This window comes from Alteromonas ponticola (genome assembly GCF_012911815.1).
Classification (GTDB): domain Bacteria; phylum Pseudomonadota; class Gammaproteobacteria; order Enterobacterales; family Alteromonadaceae; genus Alteromonas; species Alteromonas ponticola.
The window spans coordinates 208,499-226,551 of the sequence record NZ_JAATNW010000002.1 but is presented as its reverse complement, the minus strand read 5'-3'; the positions used below and the strand labels follow the sequence as shown (position 1 = coordinate 226,551).

Sequence of the window (18,053 nt, the reverse complement as noted above, 5' to 3'; positions counted from 1 at the left end):
ATCTATAAAACACAGGTTATTATTGATGCGAGCACTTCCCAGCTGGATTGCATGGTTTATCAAGTCCCCCAAAATGGCATTGGCTTTATTTCTGATTGTTTGCGTTGTGGCGACGATCGGCGCGAAAAATCTTTATTTCCGGGGCGATTACAAAGTTTTCTTCGAACCTGACAACCCTCAACGGGTCGCGTTTGAAGAAATGCAAAACATTTTCAACAAGAGCGAGAATGTCTCATTTTTAATCGTGCCAGAAAACGGCAATGTGTATCAGCCGTCCACCTTTGAATTGACGCAGGCGTTGACCGAAGATGCATGGCAAATCCCCTTATCATTGCGGGTCGAATCGCTTTCAAATTATCAACATACCTATGCAGAACAGGACGATATGATTGTAACCGACCTGATTCGGCAGGGTCAGACCGGGGCTGAACACATCAACTGGGTAAAAGATGTGGTCGCTTCCGCGCCAGAGATCGCTGGCCGGTTGGTTTCTGACCAAGGTCAGGTAACCGTGGTTGATGTCACCGTTCAACTGCCTGATGGTGATCAGACCAAAGAAGTGATCAAAATAGCCGATTTTGCCCGCACTCTCGAGCAGAAGTATGAGGAAGCGTACCCTGATCACGAAATTTACCTCAACGGTATGGTGGTAATGAACGATGCGTTTGCAGTGGCGGCTCAAAACGATGCGGAAACACTGGTGCCATTGATGTTCCTTATCATCACGGTATTGATTGGGGTGTTGACGCGTTCCTTGTACGCTGCGATTTCCACGTTGATTATTGTGGCCACCTCCATTGCTATTACGATGGGGCTGGCCGGCTGGTATGGGTTATTTTTGAGTACGGCCACCGTCAATGTGCCAACGATGGTAACGACATTGGCGGTGGCAGATTGCATTCACATCATTGTAGGTATGCGTCTGTTTTTGGATACAGGAATGTCCAAAGCGGATGCAATCCATAAAAGTCTGTTGATCAATAAAAAGCCAATCATTATTACCAGTGTTACCACTGCCATTGGTTTTTTGATGCTAAATTTTTCGGCGGTGCCGATTTTAGCTGATTTGGGTAACATGACTGCGGTTGGCGTGATGCTGGCATGTTTGTTTTCGTTAACCATTTTACCTGCATTGCTAACTCTTTTTCCTTTTAAAGGCTCGTCAACTGAGGCGCAAAAGCAGCAGAAGTTCGAAGCACTGGGGCATTGGGTAACGAAAAACTATCGCAAGGTACTCCCCATTTCAGCTGTGTTACTCATCGCCATCTCATTATTTTCTGCGAAAAATGAGTTAAATGATGTCGCGGTTAACTATTTTGATGATTCAAGCACCTTCCGACAAGCCGTCAACATTCAGAAAGACTACCTTGGTGGGATGTCGAATATGGATTTTGTTGCCTACACTGACGAGCAATATGGGATTACAAATCCCGAATTTCTCAGCAAAATCGGTCAATTTGCCGAGTGGTTAGAAGCGCAGTCAGAAGTGCAACATGTTTTAAGTTTCTCTGACACCATGAAACGGCTGAATATGAACATGCATGCGGATCAGCCCGCTTTTTACGCGTTACCTGAAAACAAAGAATTGGCGTCGCAATACCTGTTACTGTATGAAATGTCGTTACCTTATGGTCTGGATCTTAATAATCAAATAGATATCGATAAATCCGCTTTACGCGTTATTGCCGTATTGGATAACCTGGGAAGTAACGAATTTACTGATTTTGAACGGCGTGCTAAAGCCAAGTTCGCCGAATTGGCACCAGATTTGCGTCTGGAGGCCGCAAGTCCTCCGCTAATGTTCGCCCATATCGGTGAACGGAATATGAAAAGCATGGTGGGCGGAACGTTACTAGCGTTGGTGTTAATTTCGGGATTGATCGTAATTGCATTGCGCTCCTGGTTTTTAGGCGGTGTGAGCTTGATAACCAACCTAGTCCCTGCAGGCGTAGGATTTGGCGTTTGGGGGATGTTGTCGGGTGAAATTAACATGGCCCTATCAGTCGTATTGAGTATGACCCTGGGCATTATTGTTGACGACACGGTTCATTTTCTTTCTAAATATCAGGTTGCACGTGAGGAAGGACGCAACGTTGAACAGGCTGTTCATTATGCATTCAGAACCGTGGGGTTAGCATTGACCACCACTACAATTGTATTGGCAGCAGGTTTTGGCGTGCTTACGTTATCGAGTTTCGCCTTAAACGCTGACATGGGCGCATTGACAGTTATTATTATAGTGGCTGCATTGCTGATAGATTTACTGTTTTTACCCGCATTTTTGATGTGGTTGAGCAAACGAAAAGGGGCAACTGAGCATGATCAGATTAGCAAGCAAACATAAGTGGTTAGGAAGCCTGATCACCTGTGCCATTCTGGTAACACCGGTTGTAAATGCCGATGAAGAATCGGAAAAAGAAGGTTTACGTATAGCCACTGAGCGCAAAGAGAGCGACCGTGGGTGGGATAATTCATTGGCTGATATGTCAATGATATTACGTAACGCGCAAGGACAAGAGTCAGAGCGTAGAATGCGTGTGAAGACACTTGAGGTGCAAGAGGATGGTGATAAGGCATTGACTATCTTCGATTCGCCGCGGGATGTCAGTGGCACAGCGTTTTTAAGTTTTTCGCATTCCAAAGAGCCCGATGAGCAGTGGATTTATTTGCCTGCGCTCAAGCGAGTAAAACGGATTGCATCACAAAATAAGTCTGGGCCTTTTATGGGGAGTGAGTTTGCGTTTGAGGATATGACCTCATTTGAAGTAGACAAATTTACTTACGACTTCCTGCGCGACGATACTTATCAGGGGGATGAGGTCTATGTAATTTCACAGGTCCCACAGGATGATTATTCGGGCTACTCAAAACAAATCGTATGGATCGACAAAGAACACTACAGAGTGCGTAAGGTAGAGTTTTTTGATAAAAAAGGGGATTTGTTGAAAACCCTGGAATTTGAAGATTACACCCTGTTTGACGATGAGTTCTGGCGTCCATTAAAAAGCTTTATGTATAACGTGCAAACGCAGAAATCGACCGAACTCATTACCCACGAACTAGAATTTGACGCCGGTTTGGAAGACACAGACTTTGACGAAAACAGTTTAAGAAGAGCTAGATAGAACCGTGATAAAGAAAATTATACTAGGTGCAGGCGCGCTGCTTGCCCATCAAACTGTCGTTGCAGAAGTGGATATTGGCGGACAGGCAGGTATCGATGCGCGCTACTTCCTTCAGGATGCCGCCTATCCTGGACAGGAACGTGTACAGCTTTCCGCGTTCATTGAGCCTGAATTTTATCACGAGTGGAACGACAGGGCAGACAGTATACTGTTTAAGCCGTTTTATCGTGTGGATCAGCACGATGAAGAAAGAACCCATTTCGACATTCGCGAATTGCAGTGGTTGCATGCCAGCGAGAACTGGGAAACCCGGGTGGGTATAGGACATGTATTTTGGGGCCAGACTGAATCTATGCATCTGGTCGATATTATCAATCAGACCGATTCAGTTGAAGCCGTTGATGGGGAAGACAAGCTCGGCCAGCCCATGGTTAACTTTAATGTATTCGGCGACTGGGGAACGCTTTCTGCGTTTGTATTACCCTATTTCAGAGAACGCACGTTTGCAGGCATGGACGGGCGCTTGCGTCCGCCGATTGCGATTGATGGAGATAACGCGTTATATGAGTCTGATGATGAGCAGTCTCATGTGGATTACGCACTTCGCTGGCGCAACAGCATTGGGCCGTGGGAAGTCGGGCTTTCTTATTTTGACGGTACCTCCCGTGAGCCTGAACTGATCACCGATTTTGATGCTACCGGAAATGCTCAAATTCGTCCGTATTATGCTCAAATTGAGCAGTTCGGAGTGGATCTACTTAAAGTGCAGGGCGCCTGGTTACTTAAATTTGAAGGCATCTACCGCACTGGTCAGAGTGAAGATTTTACCGCTGCAGTCGCCGGGTTTGAACGAACCAGTGTTGGTGTATTCGACACTCAGTACGATATAGGTCTTTTGATGGAATATCAGTATGACGAACGGGATGATAACTTTTTTGCCACCGGTCAGAATGATTTAATGACGGGCGTTCGTTGGGTATGGAATGACATTGATGGCACAGAGTTTTTGTTCGGTTACGTTCAGGACTTGGATGATTTTCAAACCTACAGCGGGTTTGTCGAAGCATCAAGCAGAATTACCGATAGTTGGCGCTGGAAAATTGATGCCTATTTCTTTTCATCCGATGATGAGGCCGATACCTTCTATTTCCTTAGACGGGATGATCATATACAGTTGTCGTTAGAGCATTTCTTTTAACCCTAAAGCAATATAATAAAAATGATGAAGAAAATATTTGCGACCTGGGCACTCTGCGTGTGCTTTTCATTCTGTGCTTCTGCCACAGAAAAGATGTATGGACTTGTTGCCTCGGGCTATTCGGATGTCAAATTTAACCATCAGGGACGAGACAATGTGAATTATTCGCTGGCGCTGGGGCACCAGTTCAAACGCCAATGGTATGCCGAGGCCGGGTTTAGGCAACTTGTGGATGAACAGGAAATGCAGTCATCGATGAAAGCGTCATCGATGTATCTTGCCGTATTGGGTAAAGCGGGTCATCAGGTAGGCGAGTTGTTTTACAAACTGGGTGTGATGAAGTTGGATGTCAAAGGGTATCAGCCCGTTGAAGGGACAACCTGCACGCTGGGAAACGTTTCAGTTATGTCAGGGCTTTGTGAATATGACGAAGGCCTGTTAGGCGGCATGGTAGCGCTGGGCTTTGACTATCACCTGACCTTGAGAACCATGGTGCGGATTGAATTAGAGCATATACGTGGTGAAAATGACTTTAAAGCTAATGTGGTCAATTTAGGTATCAGATACAACTTCAACTAATCTATATCGCCGTTTAGTCAGTACCTTTCTTAAGAACTCTTTGAAGTGAATGTGAACGATAATATGAAAAACGAGCTGGATCCTAAATTTCTGTTGCAGGTATTTGAAAAAATACGTCAATTCGGTGAGAAACAGGACGACAAGTATCGCCTCAATGGCATTACTGCTTTTACCGACCTGGACGGCTATACATTGTTCGTTGAAGATTCGAAGGTAAAATTACAGTTTGGTTTTCATAACCAATATCACTTTGACTATGAATCTTCTGAACATTTTGAACAGTTTGAGAAAAAACTTAAACAAATTGACGAAGAATATTAACGTCACTCGCACGCATTTACACCCAGGTAATACCAGTCACACTTCTATGCATTGTCTTTAGCGGTTACAATACCTAAAAAGTTTCTAGGAATTGTGTCGTTGTCTGCTGCCATTAAGCCGCCAAAATTTTCGCCCCGCTTCTTACTGCCTCAATTCTGGCCCGTGTGGCTGGGCTCAGCGGTGCTATATCTCATCACCTGGTTGCCATTGCCCGCCATTCGATGGCTTGGCGCACAATTAGGCAAGTTGATGTGCAAAGTGGCACCAAAGCGTGCAGCGGTAGCCAGACGCAATATCGAGCTTTGTTTTCCGCACATGGCGGCAGATGAGCGTGAAAAGTTGGTTCAGGAAAACATAAAACGCACCGGAATGGCGCTATTTGAAACCGCTATGGGCTGGTGGTGGCCGGCATGGCGCGTGAAGCGCGCATTTCACGTGGAAGGGTTTGAGCATATCGAACAAGCCTTTGCGCAAGGCAAAGGTGTCTTTGGTATGGCATTGCATAATGTCAATCTTGAGTTCGCGTGCAGAGGACTGGGTTACACCTGGCCTGCTATCGCATTTTACCGCAAACACAATAACCCGCTGGTAGACTACATGCAGTATCGGGGGCGTGCGCAGTCAAATAAATATATGATTCATAAGCGCAACGCCAAAGCGTTATTAAATGCTCTGGACGACGGTGAACTGTGTTTGTATTTACCTGATCAGGATTACGGTCGTTCGCAAAGTATTTTCGTTCCGTTTGGCGGGGTTGAAAAGACGGCTACCACCACGGCCACGCTGATGTTTATTCGTCGCACCCAATGTGTACCAATGATAATTACTTCACAGTACACAAATGATGGATATAAGGTTAAAATTTACCCAGCAATGCCTGAGCTGGCCGCAATGGAAGACGTTGAAGCGTTAACCTTGTTAAACGCGAATATCCTGAAGATTATTCAGGAGCAGCCAGAAAGTTATTTATGGATGCATAAGCGGTTTAAGACGCGGCCAGAAGAAGAGGCATTGTCACTTTATTAAATAACAGAATATTGCTGCCGATATAATTAGAACAGGCTGCTGTTTAAAGGTGTTACGCAGAAACTACGGTGTAAAATTATGGCACAAACAGGCTTTTCCGGTTCGCTGTTTTGGGCGAAGCATTTAGGGCTGGCGATCGCGTTGATCGTTATCGCGGTCGTGTTGATTCAATTACAATCCAGAAATGAGTCGGCGCCGGTACCGGAAGGTGAAACCAAACAAAAAAGTGTTTCTGAAGGACTCAGCGATTTTTATCGTGAATTTCGCATGTCTTCTGATGAGCGAATAAAAGAAGACAATGGTGATTTCGTCATTGAAGTATCTAACGGTGAACAAAGCCTGGATAATCAACTTCAGGGCATGTCCAGCGACACTAAACCGATGAATAAGCGATGGGTGGGGGAACATAAACTTAGAAGTTTTAAAGCGGGGAGCACGCTTCGAGAAACCATCTCTACTTATGCTGAGCTGGAAGGTATGCAAGTTATCTGGGATCTTGACCAGGACTTTGTAATTAAACATCACTTCCAGGTTGACGGCACCATTGTCAAAGCTCTGTCTGAAATTGCCACCGCCATCGACAGTAATTTTGCTGGTCAGGTGAAAACCTATATCTGCCCTAATCAACGGTCGTTAGTGGTAACCGCAAACAAGACGAAATATTTAAAATCTGAATGTAACGAGGTTAAGCGTTCATAGTTTAACCTGTCAGACAAAGTATGTAGTTACGCGTCGATGTCAGGTAGTTGGTTGCATGACGTTCGACCATATTTCACTAACTTTTCTGCGAATTGCCGCCAGATCATCGGAATCGTCAGCCAGTTTATTCCCCGATAATGTTAACTGATGATACTCCGCACGCAGCGCGAGGTAAGCAGATTTCAACAAGTTGGTAATTTCCTTGTCGACAACCTCGGCTTTCGCAATCGCATCCAGAATACGCAGGTTATCGGTATATTGCGCCAGTTTGGGGAATTCACAGCTGTGTGCCAATACCCAAAATTGAGTCAAAAATTCTATATCGGCAATCCCGCCTTCGCACTGCTTTAAATCAATTTGTGTAGCATCTTTTTTAAGCAGATGGTCACGCATTTTTTGCCGCATTTGGGCGACTTCCATTCTAAGCTCTTCGGTTGGTCTGCGTTTTTCCAGGGTGGTTTGCCTGACCGCATTGAACCGCTCGGATAACATTTTACCACCCCATACGACTCGGGCTCTTACCAGTGCCTGATGTTCCCACGTCCACGCGTCATTTTGCTGATAGCTGGCAAAACCGTCTATATGACAGCTCATTAGCCCTGCGTCACCAGAGGGGCGTAAGCGTAGATCGGTTTCGTACAGTCGGCCAAATAAAGTAGAGGTAGTCAGATAATGCATAATCCTTTGTGCTAGTTTTATGTAGAACTGAGTGGTACCAATTTTTTTAGCACCGGTGGTGTGAGTTTGTTGAGGCGCATCATGCAGAAAAACCAAGTCAAGATCAGACCCATAACCCAATTCGTAACCGCCCAATTTGCCATAACCGATAATCGCAAAACCCGTCTCTTGATCTTTCAAATGCTCTGGCTTGCCGTATTTCGCCGTTATTTGTCGCCAGGCTTGCTGGAAAACCGTACTGATACTGACTTCAGCTAACACGGTTAATTTATTACTGACGTTTGATATGGGCAGGGAGCCGCTGATATCACTGGCAGCAATGCGTAATTGCTGACAAAGCTTAAATTGCCTGATTGCTTCCATCCATTGTTCAATGTCTTCCGGATCGATTCTAAGCAGGTGCTGGCGCAATTCATCGGCATGCTCAGCCCGGGTATCGTCGAGACTAACACACTGCTTTTGCAAATAAACCGGCGAAAGCAACTCGTCAAGCAGTAGCGGAAACCGCTTGATTTGGTTGGCTATCCAGTCACTGCGGGAACACAGGGACACCAGCTGCTTCAACACATCGGGGTTTTCTAAGAGTAGATCCAAATAGGTGGTGCGCCCCAAAATTGCATTAACTACTTGCAGCACGGCGCTTAACACCTTATCTGAACGCTGTGGGTGCTGCTCGATCAGTACATAAAGGACCTCCGGCATCAACTTTTTCAATGTGTCTTCGCCGCGCTGACCCAGGCGGAAACCTCGCATCTGTTGACTGAACTCTTCTAGCTGCTGATGAATACCCTGGCATTCTTTCTGGGTTAAATGATCGCTAAACAGCTCGCAAAATTCGTGCAGTTCCAACGGCATCCGCCAACAGTCGCGGCACTTCTTAAACAGTGAATCGTCTTCACTGTGCGACTCGTGAGCTTCTTCTACTAACTCATTAAACTGGCTATGCACATTCGCCATCACATTTGCCAGTACCTGTTCGAATGCCTCAATATTCTCTACTTGCATCACCTGACTCACCACATAGCGTTGCCATTCTTTTTCAGGTAATGTCTGGGTTTGCTGGTCATCGAGCTGTTGGAGGGTATGCTCAGTTTTTCTCAGCCATAAATAATTGGTATAAAGTGTTTCGATGACCTCTTCTTCAACAATATCCAAATCTACCAAAGCAAATAGAGCGCGCTTAAGGCTTTTGCACTGTAAGGCCGGTTCGCGTCCGCCATGAATGAGCTGAAAACTCTGGGCGAAAAATTCGACTTCACGAATTCCTCCCGCACCAAGTTTGATATTGTCAGCAAGCTGCCTGCGCCTGATTTCTCTGGCGATAAGCTGCTTCATGTCACGTAATGCATCAAGGGTGGTGAAATCCAGGTAGCGTCTGAAGACAAAGGGTTTAAGAATAGCCTCAAGCTGTTCGGTATAGGGGGAGGGGGGATTTAAAATACGCGCCTTAAGCATCGCAAAACGCTCCCAATGGCGCCCCTGATCCTGATAATAGTCTTCAAACGCCGCGAAATGCATAGCTAACGGTCCGCTGTCGCCAAATGGACGAAGGCGCATATCTACCCTGAAAACCTGCCCTTCATCGGTTATTTTATTTAAAGCGGCAATGAGTTGCTGGGCAAGACGGATAAAGAATTGCTGATGTTCCAATGTCTTTTTCGCACCTTGTGTCGTGCCTTTGGCGGGAAAGGTAAAGATCAGATCGATATCAGAAGAGAAATTCAGTTCTTTACCACCCAGCTTCCCCATGGCGTGTATAATTAATGGCTGTGGGCCATGCTCACCCTCGGGCGTACCATGTTTCTCACAGAAATACCGGTACAACCAATTGTACGCGCCTAAAATTAACGCATCGGCAAGACAGGATACCTGTTGTAGCGAGTGTTCGATATCCTGCGTATTCAGCAGGTCTCGTGCACAAATACACAGCATGTGGAGATGCCTGAAAGTACGCAACTGCTGATATAGCTGCTCAGTTGTATTCACCTCCGCAAGCTGTTCATTCAGCAACTCAGCGTAATTTTCTTTGATGTGAATGGTCGCGGATAGTACCTCTTTTATCCACTCTGGGTGTCGCGCTAAATGACGTGAAACGAAGTCACTGTAACCGACCAGGGTGGTCAGTTTGTCGCGCTCTGCTTTGCTCAGATCGGCTAAGCGACCTTCAATTTCACCAAAGAAATGTTCGCTACGTGCTTGAATAAACTTGTAATGTTCGCTCATCGTATGCATGCTGGAGAAATCAATTGTTTAAGTTAACATGAATATCGCTAACATTAACGGCTTACGTCAGTCGATGACAATACGCGAATGCAATTTATTTTTAAATAATCAATAAAGGTACGTGGCGAATGGAAACACTGGTAAAGATGGTTGATCTGCCTTCTGATCTGTGGGTGTATCTGGTCATTGATCTGGGACTCGCGCTCATACTGCTATTACTGCTCAAACTGATGGCGGGTGCGTTTAAAAAGAGTACCGTCACCGAAGAACTGGGTGTTAAAGACAACTTTGCATTTGGTATCAGTATTGCCGGGGGCATGCTCTCCCTCTGTATCGTGTTAAGCTCAGTGGTTGGAAGACATGTGGGGATGGGCTATGAGGAAGCCGCTTTGGGTATGGTAACCTTTGGTCTGGTCGGAATAATTTTGGTCAAGTTCGGCCGCTTTGCTCACGATAAACTGGTGCTGGATCGGATCGACAGTCAGGCTATGATTTCGGATAGAAGCGTTAGTGTGGCATTGATTGATGCCTCAAGCTTGATTGCCAGCGCAATAATTTTGCGCAGTATGATGATTTGGGTAGATGGAAGCGACGCTAACGCCATAATCGCTATCACTACAGGCTTTTTGGTGGTATTGGCCGTGCTGTTAGTGCTGACCCGCTTGATTGAAAAAAAATACGCCAAGGGAAACCAGAACGACTCTTTTCAGGGCGCATTACGAAAGGGCCAGTTGGCATTAGCAATAGAGCATTCCGGAAACTTGTTAGGGACAGCCACCATCGTTGCCTCTGCTGGAAGTCTATTAAAGTACGACCCTGAAGGGTATGTCAGCAATGTTTCAGGCTGGCTCGCCGTTTCGGTAGTGTTAACGGTTTCTTTAATGTTGCTGGTTAGTTTAAGCAAGCAAATGATTTTATTCGGAATGGATCATCGCCAGGAAATAGACCATCAACACAACGTTGGTGTGGCGTGTGTCGCGATGACGTTAAGTATCGGTATCGCATTGATTGTTAACGGCGTGCTGAGCTTCTTAGGGTAAGGATAATTCGCGTAAGGCACAGGTTAACTGGATGTCGTCAATACAATGTGAAGCGATAAGATTCAACTTTTGGGGCCGTGAAAGGCGTTTTATTTTCCATTCAAGTTTCAGGGCGGCAGATTTGTCTGAGACTTTAAACACCGCCTTGAATTCGCGCGGTTTATGCGCCTTTAAGAATTTTGCTCCGCCACGTAATTCACCACTATGTTGCCGGAACCGACGCCTGGGGGCAGTGGTTGAGCCGGTATAAAGCAAGCCACACTGAGTTTCAATCAGATAAACGTACCAGATTGCTGTTTGTGAGTCCTCAACGGTCGGTTCCACTGTTATACTACTGATCACTATTTAGAAAGTAATGTAAGTCATGATTCTACCAGATTTTAGCCAAGCCCGGATTTTAATTGTCGGTGACATAATGTTAGACCGTTATTGGAAAGGTGGCACCAGCCGTATCTCTCCTGAAGCGCCCGTTCCTGTGGTCAATATACATGAAGTAGAAGACCGTCCGGGGGGGGCTGCTAATGTTGCTATCAATGCCGCTTCGTTGGGCGCTGAGGTCACCTTGTTAGGATTGTGTGGTGAAGATGAAAATGCGCAGCTATTACAGGCTCGTCTTGAATCTTATGGTGTTCAGTGTTGTTTTTTACCGATTGCGGGATTCGACACCATTACCAAACTTCGCGTATTAAGCAGAAACCAGCAATTGTTAAGAATGGATTTTGAAAAAAGCTTTGCACAAGTGGATAAGTCCGAGCTTGCTAATCAATTTTCAACCCAGCTTTCTCAAGCTGACCTGGTTGTTTTTTCTGATTATAACAAAGGAGCGCTTAGCGATGTAAGCCAGCTGATAAAACTGGCTAAAGCGCAGCAAAAAACCATTGTGGTTGACCCTAAAGGCAGTGACTTTTTCAAATATCAGGACGCCAGCGTACTTACCCCGAATATGGCAGAGCTGGAAGCGATTGTAGGTCACGTTGAAGACGAATCGCAGTTACATCATAAGGCCACTGAGTTGCGCGATAAATTAGCCATAGATAATTTGTTGGTAACACGCTCGGAAAAAGGTATGTCCTTGTTTAATACAGGCACTCCTTTTCATTTACCGGCCAAAGCACGGGAAGTGTATGACGTGACCGGGGCAGGGGATACGGTGGTTTCTACCCTTTCCGTTGCATTGGCATGTGGACAGTCTGTCCAACAGGCATGCGTGCTTGCCAATATTGCGGCATCAATCGTGGTCGGCAAATTAGGCACGTCGGTGATCACTCCTACCGAATTGGCACTGGCTTTGAATGAACAAAGTACGCACCTTGATGGTGGAGTGATGAATGAAGAACAGCTTTTGCGCGCACTGGAACAAGCGAAAGGTGAAGGTGAGCGCATTGTTATGACCAATGGTTGTTTTGACATATTGCATGCAGGGCATGTTTCATATCTTCAGGCAGCGGCGCAGTTAGGCGACAGATTGATTGTTGCCGTCAATACCGATGATTCAGTCACGCGCTTAAAAGGGCCTGGTAGGCCAGTAAATTCTGTCGACCGGCGAATGGCGGTACTCGCAGGATTAAGTGCAGTAGATTGGGTGGTTCCTTTTTCTGAAGATACACCGCAACGATTAATCGCGCGATTGTTACCCGATGTGCTGGTAAAAGGGGGCGATTATACGGTTGAGCAAATTGCCGGAGCAAAAGAGGTTCAGGCGAACGGCGGTGAAGTCAGAGTGTTGCATTTCGAAGAAGGTGTTTCTACTACTGGAATTATTGAACAAATTGTCAGTAAAAGCGTAAAACTACAGTAAACGATATTTGTAAAAATTGACAAGTAATGAGTATATTGGGTTTATATAGCTGCACAGCAGCTATTTAAGTAAGCTATCACATTAAGCATAGCCTAACAGATAAGCGGTAACATACATGTACGAGAGTTATTATGGGCTGGATTCCAAGCCGTTTCAGCTCACGCCAGACCCGGCGTTTTTCTTTGCCAGTAAGTGGCACAAGAGGGCTATGTCATATCTTCAGTACGGGTTGTCTCAAGCTGAAGGCTTTATTGTCATAACTGGCGATATAGGCACTGGGAAAACCACCATTGCTAACAGCTTACTAGCTGAAATTGAAGATGACATTATTGCAGCGCAGATTGTGACACCTAAACTGTCTCCAGATGAACTGGTCAAAATGGTAGCGGCAAAATTTGATTTGGAAGTCGCAGGGTTGTCCAAGGCCGACATTTTAGATGTGCTGGAACACTTTCTCTATGACTTAAGTAAGCAGGGCAAGCGCGCGTTGCTGCTGGTAGATGAGGCACAAAACCTGCCACTGGAAACCATCGAAGAATTACGGATGTTATCGAACTTCCAACAGTTCGGTAAACCGCTATTGCAAAGCTTCCTGTTAGGTCAGGAAGAACTACAACCCATATTGCGTGCCCCCAATATGGAACAATTCAGACAACGAATTGTAGCGTCCTGTCATTTGGCGCCAATGACTGAAGATGAAACACAGCATTATATTGAGTTTCGGATGCAGCACGCAGGTTGGCAGGGCAAACGCCTGTTATCTGATAAAGCGTATGCTCATATATATCAATTCACTCGCGGTGTGCCCAGAAAAATTAATACGCTCATGGATCGTATTTTGTTATACGGGTTTCTTGAAGAACTTGAAGTGCTGACAGAAGAAGCTGTAAACGCCGTTATTGAAGAAGTAAAAGATGAAATGTTTCTTCCTCAGTCACCCAAATTTGAGGAAGCTGAAGAAGAAGAAGATGCATCATCGGATGGAAATACCAGTGATGGCAGCTTTAAGCCTACGCAAAAGGTGCTTACACCAAACGGAAATGAGATTAAGGAAGTAGAGTACTACAAGGGCATGCTTAGCGAGCTGGTCGATGCGCTGGATGACGCCATCAGCCATAAAATTAAGCTCACCCAATATATCGATAAGTTATTGAAGAAAAAGTACCGCACTTACGTTCGTCTAAAAGGTGATGAAGAGTAGGCGATAGCAATATGTAAAAAGCCGTTCATTTTTGAACGGCTTTTTACTTTTTACACATTAACCGCTTAATCAAAAAGGTAACGTGCCCCTACGCTTAAGCGAATGTCACGATAATCCGAGCCGTACCTGCCCGTGCCATAGTTGCCATTTTTATCTAAGTAGGTCAGATAAGTTTGAAATAGCAGACGAGGATTAAGCTGTTTTTCGAAACCGCTATGAATCGACAAGTTCTTGGATTCAACGCCCGGGTTATCTTCAGACTGTTGCTCCAGAATTGCGTAACTGACGTTGTTAACAAAGTATAAATTTCTATTTAGTCGATAACGAGACTCAACAGACAGGGCCTGAGTGTCTCTGCTGAGCTGTCTTTCCAATAGCTCCTCATCACTAAACTGAAGCGAAACCGCTAGTTCGATCTTTCCTTTGGTGTAGCCCATTGAGCCGACTAAGGATTCCCGCAGAATTACGCTATCATCCAGCGTGAAGTTTTCCTCTAATATCGGAATCACCTGTTCGCCTTCGACCGGCACATAATTAAGGTCATCCTGCGCTGCGCAACCAGTGACATCACCGATATCGATAGGGCACACATAGATGCCTATTGGCGTTTCATCAGTCAGTAGGCGAGAGGTGTTTGTTACTCTGTCAGAGTAAGCGAGGCTCGCGTTGGTATACTTCGTTTCGTAATTAAATGAAGCTGTTGCTCTGCGGCCATAGTTATTTTTGCCTAACTCAGCGTCAATTGAAGTGCGAGGAGATAAAGCCCACTTGGTATCCAATCCTACAAACTGTTCACCATCGACGCTTGGGTCATCTGAAATCGATTCGTTGACGGTAACGGCAATGTATCGTCTGCTTGATTGACGATACACAATACCGGCACCATAGCTGGTAAACTCATCGTTGTCACTGAGCGCTGCGCGATTTTCAGAGACTTCGTTTTGCTCATAATAACCATTTATGCGCACGCCCCAATTGCCAAATATCAACGTATCAGCGTATGCACTGGCATCTCTACTGACAAAATCATCGAGGCCTCTGGTTGAGCGTTCCGTATTAACATATGCCCCTTTTGCACTCCAAAACAGGCGTTTAGCTTCATCACCATTGTATATTCTGCCTCTTGCAGAATAATTTTCGCTATCTAATGCAAAGTTCTGAAAAAGTGCCGATTCATCTGCATCGGTTCTTGAATAGCTCACTGTACCCGTGCTACGCACCCAATTGCCTTGCAACAGCGTTAATCGTGCTGAAACGCGGTCTGTCTGAGCGCTGGTCAGGTTATCATCGCTGTTCAAAAAGTCTGCTATCAGGAAGTCCGCTGCACTGACATTTCTATAAGTAAGACTCCCATCACCGCTAAATGTGAGAACATTATCAATCGCTTCCCAGTCTATACCGTATTGATATTCCGGGTAGGTATCGCTGCCTGGAGCAGTAGAACCTGTCCTTTGCAGATGCGTTACCGAGCCAAGCCAGTAGCCATTGAGTGTTCTGGTATTAAGTAAGGCTCCGGCGGTCGGCTTAATTTGGAGCGTAAATACATCATTCGATCCCAATCGGTTAGAGTCGATGTTCTGGTAGGTTAAATCAGACTCTACACTTCCCAGAAAATTAACATTGGCAACACTGGAAAATGCAGTTACCGCTAAGCTGCTGAAGAACAGCTTATACGTTAAGGCGTTTAGCAAGAAAGATGGTTTTTTAATCTTGGTCTTCTGCATAATAGTATCCGTAATAACCAGCTCCTTCAGGATCGGAAACAATTGACTTATTCACCACAAACCCAATCGCCATATTAGAGCTCAGGCGGTCTACTGAATGCCTGATGTCTGATAGCTTTGACTTTCCTTCCTCTACCACTACCACAGCTTGTCCGGCAAAATTTGCCAGAATCGCGGTTTCGTTAATGCCTATTAACGGGGGAGTATCAATGATAACGATACGATCCGGATACCGGTTGGCAAACTCATCTACTGTATTGTGCATTTTTCGACTGGCTAACAGCTCAGTCGTAGAATGATGCGATTTTCCCGCAGGGATAATTTTTAGTTTGTCGGCATTGGTGGGATATAAAACATCAGCAATATCATCCACCTCACCGGTCAGATATTCGACGATTCCTTTACGGCCCTCGAGGCCGAAAGTGTTCAGAACATTGGGTTTTAACACATCGGCATCAACCAGTAGCACCGTCTTGTCTTGTTCTGATGCAATACTTAGCGCCAAGTTCACTGCAGTAAACGTTTTACCTTCGGACGGTCGGGCGCTTGTCACCATGATGATGTTACTGTTATTAAGCGTTTTGGAAAGCGGGCCGAATGCATTTTTAATCAGTTTACGCTTGATCTCACGGTATTCCTCGTTAATCGCGGTGCGACCCCCATCCATTGTAACCAAACCATTTTCTGTCAACCTTTGAAAGTCGATGTCAAATGGTTCAGTTTCGCTTACCCGCACCGGAGCAACCGGTGCGCGTTCAGTCTGAGGCTTAGCAACTGCGCTATCAGGGGGCGTGCTCACACTCTGTTGCTTTTTTAAGGCTTGAGCTTCCCTTTGCTTCTGAAGCGCTTTTTCAATCGTACTTCTCATTACAACACACCTGGTAACTGGATATTAAGAATTTCTGCACTGACAAGAAACCCATACATTAGAACAATGACGCCTGATGAGGCACCAAACACCACCAGATGGCTACGATTGCGTTGCAATATCGAATCGGCCTGTAGGTGACTGACCACCCCCCATACAGGATACTCGGTGATATCCGACAACTGATTCGCTCTCACTAATACTGGCGCCAACTGACTTATCAGGAATGCTATTGCAACGCCCACACCAAATCCCACAAGCAGTACCAATGAATAAAGTATAATTCGGTTGGGACCAGCTGGTTCATTAGGTATCAGTGGCGGCTCAATGATTCTAAACTGGAATTCTTCAGCAGAAACTTCAGCGCGACGAGACAGATCTGCTGACTCACGCCGTGAAAGCAGTTCTTCATAACGTTTCTTGGTGATTCCATAGTCTCTGTTCAGTGACGCCAGTTCAGCTTCAATCTGAGGAACTAAATCAACTTTAGAGTCTAAACTGGTAATCTTGCTTTCAAGGCTTTTCTCTTTAACTCTTAACGACGCAATATTGCTTTGCAGGCGACTGACCTCCAACGCTAACTGGCTGTTAAGCTCTCCCACAGGCTGACCTGAAGCTAAGCCCTGTTCTTCCAGAAATTGCTGAAGTTCTTCGTCGCGTGACTGCTCTAATTGAGCAAGCAACGCTTTAGTTTCAATTACATCAGGGTGTTGATCGGTAAAACGAAGCGTCAGGTTATCCAGTTGATCCTCTAATGCTTTGATTCGATCGTCATATCGGGTTTGTAAGCCAATCTCACCTTCACTTCTGACACCAAAGCTATCTGATACTTTGGATGAAATTTGTGACTTGACGGTATCAATTTGCTGTTGAGTCTGCGCTATTTCCAACTGCGTGTTTTCAAGCTCATTTTTATACGCTTGAAGCGAGTTATAAAAGGTGCCTTGCAAAGGCAAAACATCGCTATACTTGCGTTTAAAATCTGCCAGTCGTTGTTCTGCATCAGACAGACGCGTTTCGTAGTCTGCAATTTGCTCGTCCAGGAATCGTCCAGCCGTGTCAGTATCTCTGCGATTGTTACCCAGCGATCCTTCGACAAATAATTCCAACGTTTCCTGCACAACCCGTTGAGCTACATTCGGATTTCTGTGTTGGTAATTGATGGTAAAAATATTGTCTTTGGTGGTCGACTCGAGCGTAATAGCATCGCTGAGGTTATCAATGAGGTCATTGAACTGACGGTCAGTTCTGGCAGTAATGTCCAGGTCACTTTCTCTGGCAATTGTCTCCAGATTAGACCTGCTCAGCAGCGTTTGTGCCATCATCTGGATCTCTTCTCTGGGATCAGACTGTAGCGCAATATCCTGCAAAATAGGTCTCAAAGGAGAGCCAGTGTCTACATACACAGTAGCATTTGACTGATACTGATTAGGTAGCGAGGCTACATATAAAAAGCCAAGTGGACATATTATCCACGAGCAAATTATTATTATACGTTTTTTAATCCAGATGCCCTTCAAAAAGTCGAGCAACTGGTTTATCGATGGTTGTAAATCCTGCATTAAATTGTTCC

At 45.4% G+C, this 18,053-nt stretch carries 15 protein-coding genes; 10 read left to right on the top strand and 5 right to left on the bottom strand.

What is annotated here, in order from left to right:
- Positions 1-25: 25 nt before the first annotated feature.
- From HCJ96_RS03515 to HCJ96_RS03485, 7 genes are all read left to right on the top strand, one after another.
- Positions 26-2,344 (top strand): efflux RND transporter permease subunit, encoded by a 2,319-nt coding sequence (locus HCJ96_RS03515; protein WP_169209663.1) that lies wholly within the window; start codon positions 26-28, stop codon positions 2,342-2,344.
- The gene (locus tag HCJ96_RS03510; RefSeq protein WP_169209662.1) at positions 2,319-3,125 is read left to right on the top strand and encodes an outer membrane lipoprotein-sorting protein; all 807 of its coding nucleotides are present in this window, start codon (positions 2,319-2,321) and stop codon (positions 3,123-3,125) included. The genes HCJ96_RS03515 and HCJ96_RS03510 overlap by 26 nt, the downstream gene beginning before the upstream one ends.
- Before the next feature lie 4 nt (positions 3,126-3,129).
- Positions 3,130-4,323 (top strand): hypothetical protein, encoded by a 1,194-nt coding sequence (locus HCJ96_RS03505; protein WP_343034644.1) that lies wholly within the window; start codon positions 3,130-3,132, stop codon positions 4,321-4,323.
- Between the two features lie 21 nt (positions 4,324-4,344).
- Complete coding sequence (locus tag HCJ96_RS03500) at positions 4,345-4,902, top strand: outer membrane beta-barrel protein (RefSeq protein WP_169209661.1); 558 nt, start codon at positions 4,345-4,347, stop codon at positions 4,900-4,902.
- A gap of 63 nt (positions 4,903-4,965) precedes the next feature.
- A complete protein-coding gene (locus HCJ96_RS03495; protein ID WP_169209660.1) occupies positions 4,966-5,223 on the top strand; it encodes a DUF3081 domain-containing protein in 258 nt (85 codons plus the stop codon).
- Between the two features lie 99 nt (positions 5,224-5,322).
- On the top strand, positions 5,323-6,249 hold the full coding sequence (gene lpxL, locus HCJ96_RS03490; RefSeq protein WP_169209911.1) for an LpxL/LpxP family Kdo(2)-lipid IV(A) lauroyl/palmitoleoyl acyltransferase: 927 nt from the start codon (positions 5,323-5,325) through the stop codon (positions 6,247-6,249).
- Positions 6,250-6,327: 78 nt separating this feature from the next.
- Positions 6,328-6,948 carry a toxin co-regulated pilus biosynthesis Q family protein gene (locus HCJ96_RS03485; protein WP_169209659.1) on the top strand — a complete coding sequence of 207 codons (621 nt, stop codon included), beginning with the start codon at positions 6,328-6,330 and terminating at the stop codon, positions 6,946-6,948.
- A gap of 39 nt (positions 6,949-6,987) precedes the next feature.
- Here the strand turns inward: HCJ96_RS03485 and glnE are convergent, their stop codons facing one another.
- Complete coding sequence (gene glnE / locus HCJ96_RS03480; RefSeq protein ID WP_246261107.1) at positions 6,988-9,849, bottom strand: bifunctional [glutamate--ammonia ligase]-adenylyl-L-tyrosine phosphorylase/[glutamate--ammonia-ligase] adenylyltransferase; 2,862 nt, start codon at positions 9,847-9,849, stop codon at positions 6,988-6,990.
- Between the two features lie 128 nt (positions 9,850-9,977).
- Here glnE and HCJ96_RS03475 point away from each other — a divergent pair, with 128 nt between their 5' ends.
- Complete coding sequence (locus HCJ96_RS03475) at positions 9,978-10,889, top strand: DUF350 domain-containing protein (protein WP_169209657.1); 912 nt, start codon at positions 9,978-9,980, stop codon at positions 10,887-10,889.
- Here the strand turns inward: HCJ96_RS03475 and HCJ96_RS03470 are convergent.
- Positions 10,881-11,213, bottom strand: a complete 333-nt coding sequence (locus HCJ96_RS03470) for a GIY-YIG nuclease family protein (RefSeq protein WP_343034643.1) — start codon at positions 11,211-11,213, stop codon at positions 10,881-10,883. The genes HCJ96_RS03475 and HCJ96_RS03470 overlap by 9 nt on opposite strands.
- Before the next feature lie 40 nt (positions 11,214-11,253).
- Here HCJ96_RS03470 and hldE point away from each other — a divergent pair, with 40 nt between their 5' ends.
- Together hldE and HCJ96_RS03460 are read left to right on the top strand one after the other, a co-directional pair.
- Complete coding sequence (gene hldE, locus HCJ96_RS03465) at positions 11,254-12,687, top strand: bifunctional D-glycero-beta-D-manno-heptose-7-phosphate kinase/D-glycero-beta-D-manno-heptose 1-phosphate adenylyltransferase HldE (RefSeq protein ID WP_169209656.1); 1,434 nt, start codon at positions 11,254-11,256, stop codon at positions 12,685-12,687.
- 115 nt (positions 12,688-12,802) lie between these two features.
- A complete protein-coding gene (locus HCJ96_RS03460; protein ID WP_169209655.1) occupies positions 12,803-13,888 on the top strand; it encodes an XrtA/PEP-CTERM system-associated ATPase in 1,086 nt (361 codons plus the stop codon).
- A 65-nt stretch (positions 13,889-13,953) separates the two neighbouring features.
- Here the strand turns inward: HCJ96_RS03460 and HCJ96_RS03455 are convergent, their stop codons facing one another.
- Genes HCJ96_RS03455 through HCJ96_RS03445 form a run of 3 tightly spaced genes read right to left on the bottom strand, consistent with a single transcriptional unit; the run spans position 13,954 to position 18,042 of the window.
- On the bottom strand, positions 13,954-15,612 hold the full coding sequence (locus tag HCJ96_RS03455) for a hypothetical protein (protein ID WP_169209654.1): 1,659 nt from the start codon (positions 15,610-15,612) through the stop codon (positions 13,954-13,956).
- On the bottom strand, positions 15,593-16,480 hold the full coding sequence (locus tag HCJ96_RS03450; protein WP_169209653.1) for an XrtA-associated tyrosine autokinase: 888 nt from the start codon (positions 16,478-16,480) through the stop codon (positions 15,593-15,595). The genes HCJ96_RS03455 and HCJ96_RS03450 overlap by 20 nt, the downstream gene beginning before the upstream one ends.
- Entirely contained in the window at positions 16,480-18,042 is a 1,563-nt protein-coding gene (locus HCJ96_RS03445; protein ID WP_169209652.1) for an XrtA system polysaccharide chain length determinant, read from the bottom strand. The genes HCJ96_RS03450 and HCJ96_RS03445 overlap by 1 nt, the downstream gene beginning before the upstream one ends.
- Positions 18,043-18,053: the final 11 nt, after the last annotated feature.

Bases quoted from the DNA above. Each gene is read 5' to 3' on its own strand.
- HCJ96_RS03485 (WP_169209659.1), top strand. From the start codon at position 6,328: ATGGCACAAACAGGCTTTTCCGGTTCGCTGTTTTGGGCGAAGCATTTA.
- HCJ96_RS03445 (WP_169209652.1), bottom strand. From the start codon at position 18,042: ATGCAGGATTTACAACCATCGATAAACCAGTTGCTCGACTTTTTGAAG.
- HCJ96_RS03450 (WP_169209653.1), bottom strand. From the start codon at position 16,480: ATGAGAAGTACGATTGAAAAAGCGCTTCAGAAGCAAAGGGAAGCTCAA.
- HCJ96_RS03455 (WP_169209654.1), bottom strand. From the start codon at position 15,612: ATGCAGAAGACCAAGATTAAAAAACCATCTTTCTTGCTAAACGCCTTA.
- glnE (WP_246261107.1), bottom strand. From the start codon at position 9,849: ATGAGCGAACATTACAAGTTTATTCAAGCACGTAGCGAACATTTCTTT.
- hldE (WP_169209656.1), top strand. From the start codon at position 11,254: ATGATTCTACCAGATTTTAGCCAAGCCCGGATTTTAATTGTCGGTGAC.
- HCJ96_RS03475 (WP_169209657.1), top strand. From the start codon at position 9,978: ATGGAAACACTGGTAAAGATGGTTGATCTGCCTTCTGATCTGTGGGTG.
- HCJ96_RS03515 (WP_169209663.1), top strand. From the start codon at position 26: ATGCGAGCACTTCCCAGCTGGATTGCATGGTTTATCAAGTCCCCCAAA.
- HCJ96_RS03500 (WP_169209661.1), top strand. From the start codon at position 4,345: ATGATGAAGAAAATATTTGCGACCTGGGCACTCTGCGTGTGCTTTTCA.
- HCJ96_RS03460 (WP_169209655.1), top strand. From the start codon at position 12,803: ATGTACGAGAGTTATTATGGGCTGGATTCCAAGCCGTTTCAGCTCACG.
- HCJ96_RS03495 (WP_169209660.1), top strand. From the start codon at position 4,966: ATGAAAAACGAGCTGGATCCTAAATTTCTGTTGCAGGTATTTGAAAAA.
- HCJ96_RS03510 (WP_169209662.1), top strand. From the start codon at position 2,319: ATGATCAGATTAGCAAGCAAACATAAGTGGTTAGGAAGCCTGATCACC.